General features: G+C 58.2%; 14 protein-coding genes and 2 tRNA genes. 7 read left to right on the forward strand and 9 right to left on the reverse strand.

Annotation, left to right across the window (positions count from 1 at the left end):
* Nucleotides 1-16: 16 nt before the first annotated feature.
* The 5 genes from DOLE_RS00730 to gatC all read right to left on the reverse strand — a co-directional run bounded on the left by DOLE_RS00730 (nt 17) and on the right by gatC (nt 5,558).
* Nucleotides 17-1,504, reverse strand: a complete 1,488-nt coding sequence (locus tag DOLE_RS00730; protein ID WP_012173577.1) for a transglutaminase-like domain-containing protein — start codon at nt 1,502-1,504, stop codon at nt 17-19.
* A 192-nt stretch (nt 1,505-1,696) separates the two neighbouring features.
* Nucleotides 1,697-3,514: a DNA mismatch repair endonuclease MutL gene (gene mutL, locus DOLE_RS00735; RefSeq protein ID WP_012173578.1), complete on the reverse strand. Its 1,818-nt coding sequence runs from the start codon at nt 3,512-3,514 to the stop codon at nt 1,697-1,699.
* A gap of 59 nt (nt 3,515-3,573) precedes the next feature.
* On the reverse strand, nt 3,574-3,762 hold the full coding sequence (locus DOLE_RS00740; RefSeq protein ID WP_012173579.1) for a hypothetical protein: 189 nt from the start codon (nt 3,760-3,762) through the stop codon (nt 3,574-3,576).
* Nucleotides 3,763-3,777: 15 nt separating this feature from the next.
* Nucleotides 3,778-5,238, reverse strand: a complete 1,461-nt coding sequence (gatA, locus tag DOLE_RS00745) for an Asp-tRNA(Asn)/Glu-tRNA(Gln) amidotransferase subunit GatA (protein ID WP_012173580.1) — start codon at nt 5,236-5,238, stop codon at nt 3,778-3,780.
* 32 nt (nt 5,239-5,270) lie between these two features.
* Nucleotides 5,271-5,558: an Asp-tRNA(Asn)/Glu-tRNA(Gln) amidotransferase subunit GatC gene (gatC, locus tag DOLE_RS00750; RefSeq protein WP_012173581.1), complete on the reverse strand. Its 288-nt coding sequence runs from the start codon at nt 5,556-5,558 to the stop codon at nt 5,271-5,273.
* Between the two features lie 158 nt (nt 5,559-5,716).
* On the opposite strand from gatC, the gene DOLE_RS00755 reads away from it, so the two are divergent.
* Nucleotides 5,717-7,405, forward strand: coding sequence for a putative ABC transporter permease subunit (locus DOLE_RS00755; protein ID WP_012173582.1), 1,689 nt, complete (start codon nt 5,717-5,719; stop codon nt 7,403-7,405).
* A gap of 11 nt (nt 7,406-7,416) precedes the next feature.
* Here the strand turns inward: DOLE_RS00755 and DOLE_RS00760 are convergent, their stop codons facing one another.
* The 3 genes from DOLE_RS00760 to DOLE_RS00770 form a co-directional block, all read right to left on the reverse strand.
* Nucleotides 7,417-7,977 (reverse strand): hypothetical protein, encoded by a 561-nt coding sequence (locus DOLE_RS00760; RefSeq protein ID WP_012173583.1) that lies wholly within the window; start codon nt 7,975-7,977, stop codon nt 7,417-7,419.
* 127 nt (nt 7,978-8,104) lie between these two features.
* Nucleotides 8,105-8,197, reverse strand: a tRNA-Ser gene (locus tag DOLE_RS00765).
* A gap of 11 nt (nt 8,198-8,208) precedes the next feature.
* Nucleotides 8,209-8,294 (reverse strand) — tRNA-Ser (locus DOLE_RS00770).
* 198 nt (nt 8,295-8,492) lie between these two features.
* Between DOLE_RS00770 and DOLE_RS00775 the strand changes: the two genes are divergently transcribed.
* The 6 genes from DOLE_RS00775 (at nt 8,493) to DOLE_RS00800 (ending at nt 15,012) form a co-directional block, all read left to right on the forward strand.
* Nucleotides 8,493-10,898, forward strand: coding sequence for a 3-hydroxyacyl-CoA dehydrogenase/enoyl-CoA hydratase family protein (locus DOLE_RS00775; RefSeq protein WP_012173584.1), 2,406 nt, complete (start codon nt 8,493-8,495; stop codon nt 10,896-10,898).
* A gap of 12 nt (nt 10,899-10,910) precedes the next feature.
* Entirely contained in the window at nt 10,911-12,095 is a 1,185-nt protein-coding gene (locus tag DOLE_RS00780) for a thiolase family protein (RefSeq protein ID WP_012173585.1), read from the forward strand.
* A gap of 248 nt (nt 12,096-12,343) precedes the next feature.
* The gene (locus DOLE_RS00785; protein WP_012173586.1) at nt 12,344-13,324 is read left to right on the forward strand and encodes an NAD(P)H-binding protein; all 981 of its coding nucleotides are present in this window, start codon (nt 12,344-12,346) and stop codon (nt 13,322-13,324) included.
* Nucleotides 13,321-13,773, forward strand: coding sequence for an SRPBCC family protein (locus DOLE_RS00790; RefSeq protein ID WP_012173587.1), 453 nt, complete (start codon nt 13,321-13,323; stop codon nt 13,771-13,773). The genes DOLE_RS00785 and DOLE_RS00790 overlap by 4 nt, the downstream gene beginning before the upstream one ends.
* A 169-nt stretch (nt 13,774-13,942) precedes the next feature.
* A complete protein-coding gene (locus tag DOLE_RS00795; RefSeq protein WP_012173588.1) occupies nt 13,943-14,416 on the forward strand; it encodes a universal stress protein in 474 nt (157 codons plus the stop codon).
* A 191-nt stretch (nt 14,417-14,607) separates the two neighbouring features.
* Nucleotides 14,608-15,012 (forward strand): universal stress protein, encoded by a 405-nt coding sequence (locus DOLE_RS00800; protein WP_012173589.1) that lies wholly within the window; start codon nt 14,608-14,610, stop codon nt 15,010-15,012.
* A gap of 27 nt (nt 15,013-15,039) precedes the next feature.
* Here the strand turns inward: DOLE_RS00800 and DOLE_RS00805 are convergent, their stop codons facing one another.
* The gene (locus DOLE_RS00805) at nt 15,040-16,746 is read right to left on the reverse strand and encodes a potassium channel family protein (protein WP_012173590.1); all 1,707 of its coding nucleotides are present in this window, start codon (nt 16,744-16,746) and stop codon (nt 15,040-15,042) included.
* Nucleotides 16,747-16,832: the final 86 nt, after the last annotated feature.

Genomic DNA, 16,832 nt, shown 5'->3' on the forward strand with positions numbered 1-16,832 from the left:
ATATGCCCCCTATTGCCTATTGCTGCGACCCCGCCGGTTCAAACGCAACGACCTTCAGTTGAATTTTGCCGATGATGCCCATCAGGTCCAGCAGTCCTTCGCCGGTGCCGCCGGCCAGGCGGATATGGGTGACGTCAGCCGGAAACTGGCCGAAAGTCGCGTCCGCGGTGATCCATTTCCCCACATAAAGCGAGTTCCAGGCGTGGTAGAAGAATTTTCCGTCCAGGTAGACCAGCCCGGTTTCAATACCGGCGGGAATGCCCGCGGCTCGTGCCAGGGCCGCCAGGAGCACGGCGTGTTCGTTGCAGTCGCCCTGCCGGGTGCGAAGGGTGGAAAGGGCGTTGGGCAGGGACACCACCGGCCGTTTTTCAATTTCGGTGTAGACCCAGTCGATCAGGGCCTGTGCTTTTTTGACCGGTTCGCTGTGGTCTTTTGTGATGCGCGCCGCAAGCTCTCTGATGGCCGGATCATCGGACTGGACAAAGGGGTCTGCCAGCAGAAAGGGCGCCAGCCGGCCGGCCGGAACCCGGTCCCCCCGGCCGTAAAGCGACTCTTTTGTGATGGTCAGCACCTGTTCGTCAAACGACTGGCGGACCGAAGAGAGCCGGTCCGGATTGATGTCGATGCCGCTGATTTCCACTGCCAGCCATTTAAGGGCCGAAGGATTGTCAAACCGGACCCCGGCATCCACGGCCACCAGCTCCACCAGGTCCGCTGCATCTTCGGACAGGCCGGCGATGGCATCGTATTTTTCCGCCTTTACAAGGGTCAGCCCCATGAGGCCGGACTCTTTTACCACCTCACCGTCCTCGCTGAGCCAGGCAAATTGTTCGGCCTGCTTCATTCGCATGTGAATTTTTGTGGTAATCCGGTCAACACCCAACACCGTGATGGTCTCTTTTCCCACAACCGTGACCGTGACCGGTGTGGTGGCCATGATGGATGGGTCGAACATGGAAAAGGTCATGGATTCGCCCGGTGCCATGCTGGAGTTGGTGACGGCGTGAAGAACACCAGACGGCAGGTAGGGGGCCTCCTGCAGGGGGATTTCAAAGGACTGGGTCTTGCCGTCGGCCGTGGTGTTGACAACAGCCCGCCCATCCGCCACCCGTCCCTGGGCGGAAAAGGAGAGCCGGCCCGAATCCATCTTAAAAGAAAACGTGTCCACGGTCAGGTCCGGGTGAAGCACGGCGGAGGTGTTCAGTTTGACAGCGTGGCGCATGCCCATGGCCGTGATGTTTAAAAAAACGGTTTCAGCAACCGCGTAGCCGTCTGCTGTTTTAAACAACCGGGAGTGGGAATAGCCGATTTTTTTGTCGTTCTGCAGGATACTCATCCACGTGTCCTGCTCCGGCAGCACCTGGTCGGCCAGGTGGGCGGCGCCGGGCAGGGAGGGGTTCATCAGGCCGGAAAAAAGGCCGAAGCGCATGCCCAGCAGCACGGCAAACAGGCCGGCCATCAGAAGGCCGGCCATCCAGTAGGGTTTCATGGTTTTTTTCGGCATGGTGTCTCCTCAATCAAAACGGTTTTTTTGAGTTGAAACAACACGTCATTGCGAGGAGTGGAGCGACGAAGCAATCTTGTGGCACACGCATCCCGGTAAAGATTGCTTCGCTTCGCTCGCAATGACGCCTTAAGCCGGTTTGTGTTTTAGAAAACGATTTGTCCATGTCGAAAATCCAATGAGAAATTCCGGTCAGACAATGCGCTTGAAAGCCTTTTCAATCTCACTTGTGGACCAGAAAATCGCGGTGGGCCGGCCGTGGGGGCAGTGCCTGGGGTTGTCGCAGCCGTCCAGCCGGGCCAGCAGGGCCTTTATTTCCGCCTCGGAAAGCCGCTGGTGGGCGCGGATGGCGGCGTGGCAGGCCATCACGTGCAGCACGTCGTTGGTGAGGGTGTCGGGGTCCGGGGCAAACCCGGTGTCTGCCTGCTTTTCCGCGATTTCGGCCACCATGGGGCCAACGGCCGTGTCGGCCAGGACGGCGGGCACGGCCTTGATTACAAAGGCGGTGGGGCCAAAGGGCTCGATCTCAAGGCCCATGGCGGCAAAGGCGTCCAGCAGGGGCTCAATGGCGGCCGCGCTTTTGTGGGTCAGTTCCACGGTTTCCGGCACCAGCAGGTTCTGGCCGGGGAGCGGGCGGTTTTGGCCCCGCTGCTTCAAGGCTTCAAACAGGATGCGTTCATGGGCCGCGTGCTGGTCGATCAGCACCACCTGGGCGTCGGCCTGGCAGACAATATAGGTGTTAAACACCTGTCCCACCACGGCCAGGTCGGAAAAGCGGAAAAACGACTGATGACCGTCCGAAGAAACGGGCGTTTCGAGCGGCCGGGGCTCTGCATCCCCGGAAAGCCGGGGCCTGGCCGGGGCCGGCGGTTCATCCCCCGCATTCGCAAAGGAGGGCAGGGGAAGGGGTGTGGCATATTGAAACACAGACTCGCTGACTTTGGGCGCGGGCCTGACGCCCGGCAAAGAAAAAGCCGGCGCCGGCCGGGATGGCTTTTGTCCGTCGCTCCAGGGTGGGGCTGCGTTTATGGCCCAGGCACCGGCCACCGCGGTTTTCAGGGCCTGGTAGACCCGGCGCTGGTCGGCAAACCGCACCTCGTTTTTGGTGGGGTGAACATTGACATCCACCCGGTCAAAGGGAATGTTGATAAAGATGGCGGCCACGGGAAAGGCGCCTTTGACCAGCCGCCCCCTGTAGCCTTCAAACAGGGCGTACTGAAGGCCCCGGTCTTTTACGATCCGGCCGTTTACAAACAGGTGAATCTTCTGGGAGGTGCTGCGCGTCACCGCCGGAGAGGAGGTCCAGCCGGATATGGTAACCGTGTCGTCAGCACAGGAAATCGGCGCCATGTGGCCCCGGGTCTGGCTGCCCAGCACGTCCGTGATCCGTTCCAGGGGATCGGCGGTTCGGGGCCAGTTTTTCACGGTCCGGCCGTCCTGGACCAGCTTGAAGTGAATGTCGGGCCGGCACAGGGCAAAGGCGGCCAGGGTGTCGGCAATGTGGCCGGTTTCCGTGGCCACGGCCTTTAGAAACTTGCGCCGGGCCGGGGTGTTGAAAAAGAGGCGGCCCACCTCCACTGTGGTGCCCGGGGGCGCGCCTGTGTCGGCCACGTCGGTGATGGTGCCGCCGGAGACCCGAATGCGGGTGCCGGCATCGGCATCGGCCGGCCGGGTGGTCAGAACGAACTCGGATACCGAGGCAATGCTGGGAATGGCCTCTCCCCGGAACCCCAGGGTGGAGATGGCAAACAGGCTTTTTTCGTCGGCGATTTTGCTGGTGGCGTACCGCTCCAGGCAGAGCAGGGCGTCGTCTTTGCCCATGCCCGCCCCGTTGTCGGTTACCCGGACCAGGGAGCGGCCCCCGTTCTGGATTTCCACGAAGATGGCCGAGGCTCCGGCGTCGATGGCGTTTTCCACCAGCTCCTTGACCACCGAGGCGGGCCGTTCCACCACCTCGCCGGCAGCGATCTTGTTGGAAAGGTGTTCCGGAAGAATCCGAATCACGGCCATGTGTCGTTTCCTCGTCCGAAAAGTGTCATGCGATACGCAGGCAGCCTGAAATATTTGTGTCAGCAGCCGCCGGCCTTGCCGCAGGCAAATTTTTCCAGAAAGTCGGCTTCCAGGGGAGAGAGGTCAAACATGAGCGTGGCCTCACCGGCAATGGCCAGGGGCGGTTTTTCCGGGTGTTCCCGCCGCTGTTCATCAACCCATGCCACCGCTTTCTTGATACGATCGCCCTCGGGCATTACGGTTGTCATGATTTCTTCTCCTTATTATAAGGCCGGCTTTTTGTTCGCGATGTTTACGGCCTGCTCCAGGTTCCAGGCGCACCGCACCAGGGCCGGTTCGTTAAAATGGCCGGCGATGAGCTGTACGCCGATGGGCAGGCCGGTGCTGGAAAACCCGCCGGGCACCGACATGCCGGGCACGCCGGCGAGGTTGGCCGAAAGGGTAAAGATGTCGGACAGGTACATGGTCAGCGGGTCTTCGGTCTTGGCGCCCAGTTCAAAGGCCGGGGTGGGGGCCACCGGCGACACGATCACGTCGCAGGTTTCAAACGCTTTTTTAAAATCATCGGCGATCAGGGATCGCACCTGGGAGGCCTTTCGATAGTAGGCGTCGTAATAACCGGAGGAGAGACAGTAGGTGCCGATAATGATCCGTCGCTGGACCTCCTTGCCAAACCCCCGTGACCGGGTGCGGGCGTACATCTCCAGCAGGCTGTCGGCTTCAGGATCGCGGAACCCGTACTTGACCCCGTCGTACCGGGCCAGGTTGGAGCTGGCCTCGGCCGGGGCAATGACATAATAGGCGGCCACCGCGTATTGAGCATGGGGCAGGGAGACCTCCACGCAGGCGGCGCCCTGTGCTTTCATGTGTTCGATGGACCGGTTCACGGTATCGGCCACCTCGGGATCCAGGCCCTCGGCATTGATGTACTCCCGGCACACGCCGATAGTGAGGCCGGAAAGCCCTTTTTCGCAGGAGGCCGCGTAGTCCGGTACCTCCCTGGGCACCGAGGTGGAGTCGCTGGGATCGTGGCCGGAGATGGCCGAAAGCAGCAGGGCGCTGTCGGTCACATCCTTGGCCAGGACCCCGATCTGGTCCAGAGAGGAGGCAAAGGCCACCAGGCCGTACCGGGAGACCCGGCCGTAGGTGGGTTTGATGCCCACCACGCCGCAGTGGGAGGCGGGCTGGCGGATGGAGCCGCCCGTGTCCGACCCCAGAGAGCCAAGGCACATGTCCGCGGCCACGGACGCGGCCGACCCGCCGGAAGAGCCGCCGGGAATGCAGGCCAGGTTCCAGGGGTTTTTGGTGGACCCCAGGGCCGAATGCTCGGTGGATGATCCCATGGCAAACTCGTCCATGTTCACCTTGCCCGTGATCACGGCCCCCTGAGTTTTAAGCTTTTCAATCACCGTGGCGTCATAGGGGGGCATAAAGGTTTCCAGCATGCGGGAGGCGCAGGTGGTGCGAAGACCGGTGGTGCAGATAAGGTCCTTGACGGCAAGCGGAATGCCGGTAAGGGGCGCGATGCCGCCGCTCTGAAGGCGCGTGTCCGCGGCAGCGGCAGCGGACAGGGCAGACTCCCGGGCCAGGGTAATGTAGGCCCCCACTTTTGGCTCCACCCGTTCGATGCGGTCAAACACCGACCGGGTCAGCTCAACGGAAGAGATCTCTTTTTTGTCCAGCAGTTGCCGGGCCTCATGTATGGTTAATGCGTAAGGTTCCATGTCTGTTTGTGTCTTTTGCTTTTATTTTGCCGTTATTCTATGATTTTGGGCACGCAAAACATATTATCCGCGGCTGCCGGCGCGTTGTTGAGAATTTTTTCCACAGGCCCCGCTTCCCGGACCGTGTCCTCGCGAAAGGCGTTGGTCAGCGAAATGGCGTGGGCCATGGGCTCCACGTTCTCCGTGGCCACCTGGTTCAACGTGTCTACATAGTCCAGGATTTCACCGATCTGGGAGACAAAGGCGTTGATGTCGGTCTCCGCGATATCCAGCCGTGCCAGTTTTGCCACGTGGCGAATATCATCAGGCGTAATTTTCATGTTTTTATCCCTCGATTGAAAGCCGTATCCCTGATTGCGCACAGGGTATCACGAACCTTCTTTTTACAAAAGACTGAACCGGATTGCAAAAAAATAACGACTTCAGCAGGAGCGCCGGGGTATGCTATAATGACAAGACTATATATGGAAGGTAAATTGTGCTGAAAACAATCAAAACCCTGCTGGCGCCCAGGATACTGTCGTTTAAAAACCGGATTTTTCTGTCCGGAAAGACCCGGGTGGCGGTGTTCGGCGCCGTGGGACTGGTGCTGTGGGCCGGGGTCTTTGCCGGCGCCTTCCGGGTGCTGACCTATTTTGAATCCATCGAAGACCTGGGCGATATTCTGGCAAACAAACTGCTTTCCATGCTGTTTGTGGTCATGCTCTCCCTGCTTGTTTTCAGCAGTATTATTACCACCCTGTCCAAGCTCTATCTCTCCCGGGACCTGGACCTGGTGCACTCCCTGCCGGTGGCGGCCCGGCACCTGTTTTTCGCCCGGTGGATCGAAAGCACGGCGGACAGTTCCTGGATGGTGGTGCTTTTTGTGCTGCCGGTGTTTCTGGCCCACGGCATTGTTTACAGCGCCGGTCCGCTTTTTTACCTGGCCGTGGTTTTGTTTCTGCTGATGCTGTGCGTCACGTCCTCGGCCATCAGTGCCACCGGCATTGCCTTTGTGGTCAACCTGATCTCCGCCTCCCGGTTGAAAACCATTTTCGTGTTTCTGGGGCTTTTGCTGTTTGTTCTGCTGTACGTCGCCTTTCGCATGATGCGGCCCGAGCGGCTGGTGGATCCGGAGATGTTTGCCACCACCCTGGTGTATCTGAGGTCCCTTAACGCCCCGGCCCCGGCCTGGCTGCCCAGCACCTGGGCCTATGACGGCGTGACCGCCGCCCTGTCCGGCAACACCGGCGCCCTGTTGTTCAACCTGTTGCTGAGCGGCGCCTGTGCCGGAAGCCTGGTGGTGTTCATGCTGATTGTTGCCGAGGCAGTCTATTTTTCGGGATTTTCCAGGTCATCCTCCGGATGGGCCGACCCGGTCACACCGGAAGATACGGCCCGCCGTATCTATCGGGACCGGTCATGGCCGGCCTTTCTCCCGGCCCCTGCGCGGGCCTTTTTCGTAAAGGAGGTCCGTACCTTTGTCCGGGACCAGTCCCAGTGGTCCCAGCTGTTTCTGATCGCTGCCCTGGTGGTGATCTATATTTACAATTTCAAGGTGCTGCCCCTGGAAACATCACCCATGCCCGTGGTGTGGGTGCAGAACATTTTTGCCTTTCTGAACATGGGGCTGGCCGCCTTTGTGCTGACCGCGGTGACGGCCCGGTTTGCTTTCCCCGCAGTGAGCATGGAAAAATCGGCTTTCTGGATCGTCCAGTGCGCGCCGGTCTCCATTCGGACCTTTCTGCGAATCAAGTTTTTCGTCTACCTGGTGCCGCTGTTTGTGCTGACCATGACCCTGATCGTTGTCACCAACCTTCTGCTGAACGTGGCCGGTGAGATGATGGTGCTCTCCCTTGTCACGGTATCGCTGATGGTGCCGGCTATCGTGGCCATGGGCGTGGGTATCGGCGCGGTGTATCCCGATTTTTCTTCGGAAAATCCGGCCCAGGCGGTGAGCAGTTTCGGCGGGTTTGTGTTCATGGCAACCAGCGCGCTTTATGTGATCGCGGTGATCGTGCTGGAGGCCGGTCCGGCCAGCCGGCTGGTTTTTGCCGGCCTGCGGGGCCGGTCCCTGAGCCCGGAGTCGTGGGCCTGGATCATCGGCTCTTTTACGACCGTGGTCGCCCTGTCCGTTCTTGCCGTGGTGGTTCCCCTGAGATTGGGAGAAAGGCGGCTGCAGGGCTAAAAATATCCAGGTCAGTCACCCAGCTCGTTGCCGTAGGTGTCGATAAACATTTCCATCTGCATTTTCTGCATGGGCAACAACCGTTCAAAGGCCACGCAGAGGTTGCGGACCTCTTTGTCGTCGGGCAGGTCGGCGACCTTTACATTGCCCACAATACGGAAAGGGATTTTGTCCACAATAATCCCTTCACCTGGAAACATGATGGAAAGGGTGGCTGCCTTGCCCAGCAGTTTCTGGTTTTTTTCCACGTAGTGAATGGCCAGCCCCTTCATGCTGATGTTTTTAACCGGGCCGAGCTTGATGTAACTGGTTTTGCCCATGCGCCAGAAGGCGGTCTGGGGAATCATCACAATGGCGCCCTCAATGGTGAACCGTTTCCAGCGCCGCCGGTCCCGGCCGTGGCGGTCTGTCTGAATAAAGCGGTTTACCGCATTGTCGCTTGCCTTTGCCGTTGGCTTTGGCCGCGGCGGCTCCATTTCTGCCATGTCGGCGGCATCGGAAAGGTCGGCAATGGAAAAGTCCAGCTCAAGCTCGTCGGAAGGTTCCCGCGGTGGATCGGTTTTGGATGTCATGCAACCCCCTGGTGTCGATCGACTGTGGTGATAAAACGTTAATAATTATAGAACAGACTTCAAAGTCTGATCAATGCTTATTTTTTCGGGGGCAGGTGTGGGCGCGGGTCGGAAAGCGCGAAAAAGATGGCGGAGAGAGAGGGATTCGAACCCTCGGTGCAGCTTTCACCACACACTCGCTTAGCAGGCGAGCGCCTTCGACCGACTCGGCCATCTCTCCATTTTGACGGCTGGCGGAGGAGGTAGGATTCGAACCCACGGAGCTTTCGCTCAACGGTTTTCAAGACCGCCGCCTTCAACCGCTCGGCCACTCCTCCTCGCTTTAAAGTTCCTATCTATACCGTGCCGCGGAATTTACGTCAATGTTTTTTTGGTTGTACTTTCAGTTGGACTGGTGTAGTCTTGAATGATACGGCAAGTTATGACAAACAGTTGCGTCACCGCCAAAAAATGAATGAGCGTTCATTCACTATGGTGTCAAGTTCAACCTAAAATATATTACAGGAGGTTGTGTAATGAGCAGAAAGATTAAAAAAGCCGCTGTCATCGGATCCGGCGTGATGGGCGGCGGCATCGCCGCGCTGCTGGCCAGCGCGGGCGTCGAGACCCTGCTGCTCGACATTGTTCCCTTTGATCTGACCGATGAGCAGAAAAAAGATCCCGCGGCACGGAACCGCATCGTAAAGTTCGGGTATGACACGATTATGATGTCCCGGCCCGCGGCCCTGATGCATTCGTCGGACGCGGCCCTGATCTCCATCGGCAACCTGGAGGACGATTTCGACAAGCTGGCCGACTGCGACTGGATCGTGGAGGTGGTAGTGGAGAACCTCAAGATCAAGCAGCAGCTGTTCAAGCGCATCGAACCGGTGCGAAAAAAGGGCAGCATCATCTCCTCCAACACCTCGGGCATTCCCCTCAAGGCCATGTCCGAAGGCCTGAGTTCCGATTTTAAACAGCATTTTCTGGGCACTCACTTTTTCAACCCGGTGCGGTACATGCACCTTTTGGAAATTATCAAGGGTGAGGAGACCTCTGAAGAAGTACTCCGTTTCATGGCCGCGTTCGGTGAAAAGCGGCTGGGCAAAGGCATTGTGTGGGCCAAGGACACCCCCAACTTTATCGGCAACCGCATCGGGGTCCAGGGCATTGTCAAGGCCATGCAGCTGATGCTGGAGATGGGACTGACCATTTCCGAGGCCGACGCCCTGTTCGGACCGGTCATGGGCCGGCCCAAGACCGCCATGTTCAAGACCACCGACCTGGTAGGCCTGGACACCATGAGCCATGTGGCCAAAAACACCTATGACCTGGTGACCGACGACGAGGCCAGAGATGACTTTCTGACCCCGGACTTTGTTTCAACCATGATCGAAAAGAAGCTGCTGGGCAACAAGACCAAGGCCGGTTTCTACAAGACGGACAGAAGCCCGGAGGGCAAAAAGCTTCGCCTGGTGATCAATCCCGCCACTCTGGAGTATGAATCCGCCGGTGACGTGGATTTCCCCTGCATTGCCGATGCCAAGTCCAAAAAGACCCTGCCGGAAAAGATGAAGGCCATTGTGTACGGCGAGGACAAGGGCGCGGCCTACGCCTGGAAGGTGGTGGCGTCCGGTCTGATCTACGCGGCCAACCGGGTGCCGGAGATTTCCGATACCATCGTGGAGATCGACAATGCCATGAAGTGGGGCTACAACTTTGAAATGGGTCCCTTTGAAACATGGGATGCCATCGGCGTGGCCGAATCCGTGGCAAAGATGGAAAAGGACGGCCTGGCCGTTCCGGAAAAGGTCAAGAAGATGCTGGCCGACGGCAACCAGACTTTTTATAAGATCGAAAAAGGCCAGACCCTGTTTTATGATTTTGCCTCCGGGTCTTACAAGGCTGTGCCGGTAAGCGATGTGGCGGTTTCCCTGGCCATTCTCAAGGGAGAGGGCCGGGAGGTCAAAAGCTGCAAGTCCGCCTCCCTGATCGACCTGGGTGACGGCGTGTTCTGCTGCGAGTTTCACACCAAGATGAACGCATTGAACACCGAACTGATCGCCTTCATGCACGAGGCCATGGACTATGTGGATGCCAACGGCGCCGGCATGGTGCTGGGCAACCAGGCCGGCGGCATGCCCGGGGCCTTTTCCGCGGGCGCCGACCTCAAGGAGATCCTGACCGCTGTGGGCAACAAGGAGTTTGACGGCATTGACACAATGATCGATTCCCTGCAGCAGGCCGTGCAGCGCGAGCGCTACTCCCACTTTCCCGTGGTGGCGGCACCCTACGGCATGGCCCTGGGCGGCGGCTGCGAGGTGTGCCTGGGCGCCGACCGGATCGTGGCCCATGCAGAGCTTTACATGGGCCTGGTGGAAATCGGGGTGGGCGTGCTGCCCGCCGGCACCGGGTGCATGAACCTGTGGAAAAAGATGACCAGCGGCATTCCCGCGCCGGTGACCGACGCCGACCTGGCCAAGTTCTTCATTCCCACCTTCATGGCCATTGCCATGGCCAAGGTGTCCATGTCCGCGGCCGAGGCCCGGGCCAACGGTTTTCTGGGGCCCAACGACAGAATCGTGTTCAACCGGGACAACCTGATCGGCGAGGCCAAAAAAGAGGTGCTGCGCATGATCGACGACGGTTACGCGCCGCCGGCCAAAAAGCCCCTCAAGGTGCTGGGCGAGGCGGCCTGGGGTATGGTCAACGCGGAAATTTTCAACATGCAGAACGGCGGCTATGTCAGCGAATACGACGCCTACCTGGCCAAAAACATTGCTTATGTCATTGCCGGCGGCGACGCCCGGACCAACAGCGAGCTGGATGAGCAGGCCATTCTCAACCTGGAGAGATCCATGTTTATCGAATTTCTCAAGCAGGAAAAGACCATGGCCCGCATCGAACACATGCTCAAAACCGGCAAACCGCTTCGCAACTAAGGAGGATTTAAAATGAGAGACGCTTATATTGTTACATCGGTCAGAACACCGGGCTGCAAGAACCGGCGGGGCGCCCTGAAAGACACCCGCCCCGAGGACCTGATTTCCTTTATCATCAACGCGGCCATGGAAAAAACCGCGGGTCTTGAGAAAAAAGACGTGGACGACCTGATGCTGGGCTGTTCCTTTCCCGAGGCCGAGCAGGGCCTGAATATCGGCCGTATTGCCGTCCAGATGGCCGGTTTTCCGGACCAGGTGTCCGGCGCCACGGTCAACCGTTTCTGCTCTTCCGGCCTGGAAGCCATTGCCCTGGCATCGCTGCGGGTCATGTCCGGCTGGTCGGACGTCACCCTGGGCGGCGGCGTCGAGTCCATGACCTACGTGCCCATGGGCGGCAACCTGCCCCGCCCTCATCCGGAATGGTCTCGCGAGCGGGCCGACTACTACGTGTCCATGGGCATCACCGCGGAAAACGTGGCCAACCGCTACAAAATTTCCAGAGAAGATCAGGACGCGTTTGCCTACCAGTCCCAGATGAAGGCCTCCAAGGCCAAGGCGGAAAAGCAGTACACTGAGATCGTTCCCACCCCGGCCACCAAATTTGTGAAGCAGGCCGACGGCACCGTCAAAAAGGAGACCTTTCTGCAGGACTTTGACGACGGTATCCGGGAGGCCACCACCGTGGAAGGACTGGCCAAGCTGCGGCCCGTGTTTGCGGCCGGCGGTTCGGTCACGGCGGGCAACTCCTCCCAGACAACGGACGGGGCTGCCGTTTCCGTCATCATGAGCGAAAACAAGGTCAAGGAGCTGGGCCTCAAGCCCATTGCCAAGCTCAAGATCTACACCACGGTGGGGTGCCGGTCCGACGAGATGGGCGTGGGCCCGCGGTATGCGATTCCCAAGCTGCTGGACAAGGCCGGTCTGAAGGTCGAGGACATCGGCCTGTGGGAGATCAACGAAGCCTTTGCCTCTCAGGCCCTGTACTCTATCCGGGAGCTGGGGATTGACAAGTACATGGACCGGGTCAACATTCACGGCGGCGCCATTGCCCTGGGCCATCCTTTGGGCTGCACCGGCGCCAAGCTTTGCGCCACGTTGCTTGCCAACATGCAGGCCAGGGGCGTCAAGTACGGCGTGGAGTCCATGTGCATCGGCGGCGGCATGGGCGCGGCCGGCCTGTTTGAGCTGTGTGACTAAGCGCTGAATAAAACGGCAACACCAAAAGCCGGATCTTCCTGAAGTCCTGGGAAGGCCCGGCTTTTTTATTGAGTCCTTCAGGAAGCCGTTTGAATATAGGGTTTTTTCAAAAACATTGACGGAAAATACCGGCCTTGCTATAGCAGGGGGATCGGTATCAATGTGCCGATGGCGGTGGAAGAAGGACGGGGTTTTTCGGCGCTTTGGAAAATGAAAGATCTCCTGAGAGCATGAAAGGAATGAACGCCATGGCCCATCAAAAAGTTCTTCTCACCGGCCCCACCGGGTTTATCGGCAAGCGGCTGCTCTATCAGCTGGATGAGAGGGGGTATCAGGTCCGGTGCCTGGTAAGGGCCGGCGAAACCCTGGACCTGAATCTTCCGCTGCGGCAGGAACCGGAAATCGTTTACGCGGACCTTCTTGATCCGGATTCCCTGCCAACGGCGCTTGACGGTATGGACACCGCCTACTATCTGGTGCACTCCATGGGGGGGAGAAGCATCCGCCAGACCCGGGCCTTTGTGGAAAAAGACCGCACCGTCGCACGCAACTTCAGGGAAGCCGCCGACCGGGCCGGCCTTTCCCGCATTATTTATCTCGGGGGCCTGGGGGATGCCGGAGACCGGCTGTCCCATCACCTGGCCAGCCGCCATGAGGTGGCCCGGATTCTTCAGGCCGGAAAGGTGAAAACCACCGTGCTGCGGGCCGCGGTCATCATCGGGGCCGGCGGGGCCTCTTTTGAAATTATTCGGTACCTGGTGGAGCGGCTGCCGGTGCTCCTCGGTCCCCGGTGGGTGTACACCAAATCCCAGCCCATTGCCGTGGAAAATGTCCTGGCGTATCTTTGCGGATGCCTGGAGACCCCGGAAACCGCCGGTCGGACCTTTGACATCGGCGGCCCCCAGATTTTGAGTTATGCCGATCTCATGGGAATGTACGCCCGGGTCCGGGGGCTGTCCCGCACCATTATCGGGGTGCCCCTGGTGCCCATCCGGCTTTCCGCCTACTGGGTCCACTTTATCACCCCCGTGCCCGTCGGTGTCGTCCTGCCCCTGGCCGAAGGGCTCAGAAACAGGGCCATCTGCCGGGAAAACAGCATTCGGGATCTGATCCCCATTCACCTGACCCCCATGGAAACCGCCATCTGCAATGCCCTTGCCGAAGAAACAGAAGGCCCGGGAAAATTATTGTCTCAGCAGGCCTGCTTTCTGCCGGGAGACCTGGCATGATCATCAAAGCTGTTGTTCAGATCAACGCCCCCCGGCAAAGGGTTTGGGACGTGTTTGCGGATATTCAAAACTGGAAAGCGTGGAACCCGGTATGCCGGGAATGCCGATTTGAAGCGGGAAACGCCCTTGTCAAAGGGGCCTGCATCTCTTTTGAACTCAACCCCCTGATTCTTCCTTTGCGCATCGCACCGAAAGTGACCCACTGCAAGCCCGGGGAAAAAGTGGTCTGGGAGGGTTTTCGGCTGGGTATTCACGCGGTTCATGAATTTTATTTTGCGGAAAAAAATGGCGGCGTGGAATTGACCAGCATCGAGAACTTCAGCGGCCCCTTGCTGATTGTCGCCAGGATGATCGGGGTTCCTTCCAGGCTCCACGCGCTCACGACTCAGCTTCTGGAAGCCATCAGGCAAGCCGCCGAGTCTTCCGGTGCTGAAGCACACCCATCTTAAAACCACCGGAGACAGCCTTCCTCCCTCATCTGGTCCTGGGTCTTGGCTGGAGAACCTTCCTGCGCGCCGTTGTTTTGTCCGGTGACACCGTGATAACCTTGCAACTTTTTTGAAATGGCGTTAGGTTGAAGACAGTTCTCAATTTTTAACGTTTCAGGAGGATAATCCCATGGCCAAAAAAATTTTAATCGCAATGGATGAATCGGAAAACTCAAAAAGAGCGGTCGAGTTTGTCGGCGGCAACTTTGACACCAGATCCTCGGTGACACTGTTCAGTGTGTTGCAGAATACGGAAACCATGTGTGCCATGCAGGCACCGGAGCTGACGCCCTATTTTGTTGCTCAGCAGACCAGTTTCTGTACTCTGGAAGACAAGAAAAAGGAGCTGGTTGCCGAGGCCATGGAAAAAGCAAAAAAAGTGCTGGTAAAAAAAGGCTTTGCCGCAAACAGGGTAGACGTCAAGCTGGTAAAACGTAAAAAAGGCGTGGCCCGGGTTATTATCAGCGAGGCCAGGACCGGCAAGTATGACCTGGTGGTCATGGGCAAAAAGGGGCTGTCAGGAGTCCGGGAGTTTCTGTTTGGCAGCATCACCCAGAAAGTCCTGCATGGCGTCAAAAACGCGTCGGTTCTGCTGGTCGACTAGCCCGCATATTTCACGAGTTGATTGGGCCGCGTTTTGCACCGGCTTTTTGTCTTTCTTGATTTTTGATACCGGGTTATCATATTTTTTCATGGCATTTTGCCACGGCTGTTGTAAAAAACAGATCCTGATTTATACAGGCGGCCGAAAATGTGATATTTAAAAGGCATATTATTATCAAAGGAGAACGGTAAATGAAAATCATGGTCTGTTACGACGGAGGCGACGGCTCGCAGTGGGCATTGACGTTGGCGATTCAGCACGCCAAAGTCTTTGATGCCGAACTTTACCTTGTGGCCTCCCTGGAAAAGGGAACCGACGCCGAGCAGCCGCTTATCGATCACCTGGAAAGCGAACTGGCCAAAGCCAAAGAGAAACTGGAGGAACAAGGGTTTGCCTGTACAACCCACCTGCTGGTGCGCGGGCTTACCCCGGGTGAAGACATGGTGGCCTACGCCAGGGAGAACAACATCGACGAAATCGTCATTGGTATTCGCAGAAAATCCAAGGTGGGCAAACTCATCTTCGGCTCAACCGCTCAGTACCTGATTCTAAAGGCCCCCTGCCCCGTGCTTACAATAAATCACCGGCCCTCCTGAAACAGGAGCGCTCCTTTTTTGAGATGTTCATTTTTTGTCCGGCGGATACCGTTCCATGAAGGTCTTTTCCGCTTCGGTCAGCCCTATCAGCAGGAGTTCATCCCCCGCTTCCAGAACAATGGCGGGATCCGGGTTGACGATCAGCTCTCCGGCCCGTTTTACAGCCATGACGCTGCACCCGGTCTGCTCGCGGATGGAGAGATCAGCCAGTGCCTGACTTACCATTTTTTCGTTCAGGGCGGCGCGAAACATGTTGAGCCCTTCGGAAAGCATCAGCATTTTCTGGGGCTGCAGCAGGTTGAGAATGGTGCTGTTCAAGAGGGAGCTGTAGGACAGGACCAGGTTGGCACCGGCCCGGTGCAGGGTGGTGATATTGCGGTCCAGGCTGGAACGGCTGATAATTTGAACATCCGGGCGAAGACGGCGAATATAGATGGTCAGGTAAATGTTCAGGTTGTCGTCATGGGTGGTGATGATCACCGCGGGTGTTTCCTGAAGGCCGGCCCGGTCCAGCACCTCCCGTTCCGCGGCGCTGCCCTCGATGTAATGGGCATGACGGGAAGCGATGTCCGACCGTTTTTCCACCACCCGGAATTCAACTTCCCGGCCTTTCAGCGTATCGGCCACTGCCGTGCCCACCCGCCCCCCGCCGATTACCAGCACCGGCCCCTTTTGATGGCTGTCGGCCATTTTGCCGGCGATGGAACGGTCAAACAGGTTCAATTGTTCTTCGGTTCCGGCCAGCACCAGTACGGTGGATTCTCCGATGCGGGAGTGGGGGCCGGGCATGATGAAGCGCCCCTGCTCCCAGATGCCGACCACCGTTACGCCGGCGACCTGGCGAAGGCGGCTTTCCGCCAGGGTTTTTCCCTGAAGCCAGGTCCGCATGGCCGACGCCTCGGCGATCAGCAGCTCGTCAAACCGGCCGATGACATTGGCCGTCATGCTGACCCCGTACACGCGTCGGGCCAGTGCCTGGCCCAGCATTCGGGTCATCTGCAGCACATGGGTGCTGCCCGCCAGCTTGAGAATATCCAGCGACTCCTCCCGGTCGGCGTTGGTTACGGTTATCACGTCAGGGCTTATTTCACGAATGGTGTAAATGATGTTGGTGCTGACCACGTCGTCATTGAGAACCACTACCAGGGCGGCCCGGTCGACATTTAAGCGCGGATAGGTATCCGGGTCGTCCAGGTCGCCCACCACGACATGGTAGCCCTGGTCGTGCAGGTTCAGGGCCGCCTGCAGGTCGGCCACCAGAAGAACATAGCGGATATGGTGCTGCTCCAGCTTTCGGATCAGGTGGATGGTAATGTCATCGTAATGGGTAAAAATCACGTGACCGGACAGCGCTTCAGCCACGGCCCTCGGGGTGCGGGCCTTGTTCTGCTCTTCCAGCCAGGGCGCGTAAAAAAATTGAATAAAAGTAAAGGGCAGCATTACCAGTAGAAAGATAATGCCGCTGAGCAGCACCACCACGGAAAAAACCTTTCCGATATCGCTGGTGAAGGTGATGTCTCCGAACCCCAGGGTGGACATGGTGGTCAGGGTCCAGTAAAAGCCGGTTATCCAGGAATAGGAGCGGCCTTCGTAAACCATGAGCACATGGAACAGAACACTGTATAAAACAAAAAAACAGGCCAGCATCAGGCAGAATTTTACCAGCAGCCGGATATTCCCTCTGCGCCGGTCGGCCTGAAGCAGCAGCGAGAGTTGCGTGGCCATGGTTTTCATTGGCATATCTCCTGAGTTTATAGGGTTCGGCAAATCACCTGTTCCATTGTAAAGAGAAACACCCTCAGAGTGAAGTGCTTTTCGTT

It is taken from the genome of Desulfosudis oleivorans Hxd3, from assembly GCF_000018405.1.
Lineage (GTDB): Bacteria > Desulfobacterota > Desulfobacteria > Desulfobacterales > Desulfosudaceae > Desulfosudis > Desulfosudis oleivorans.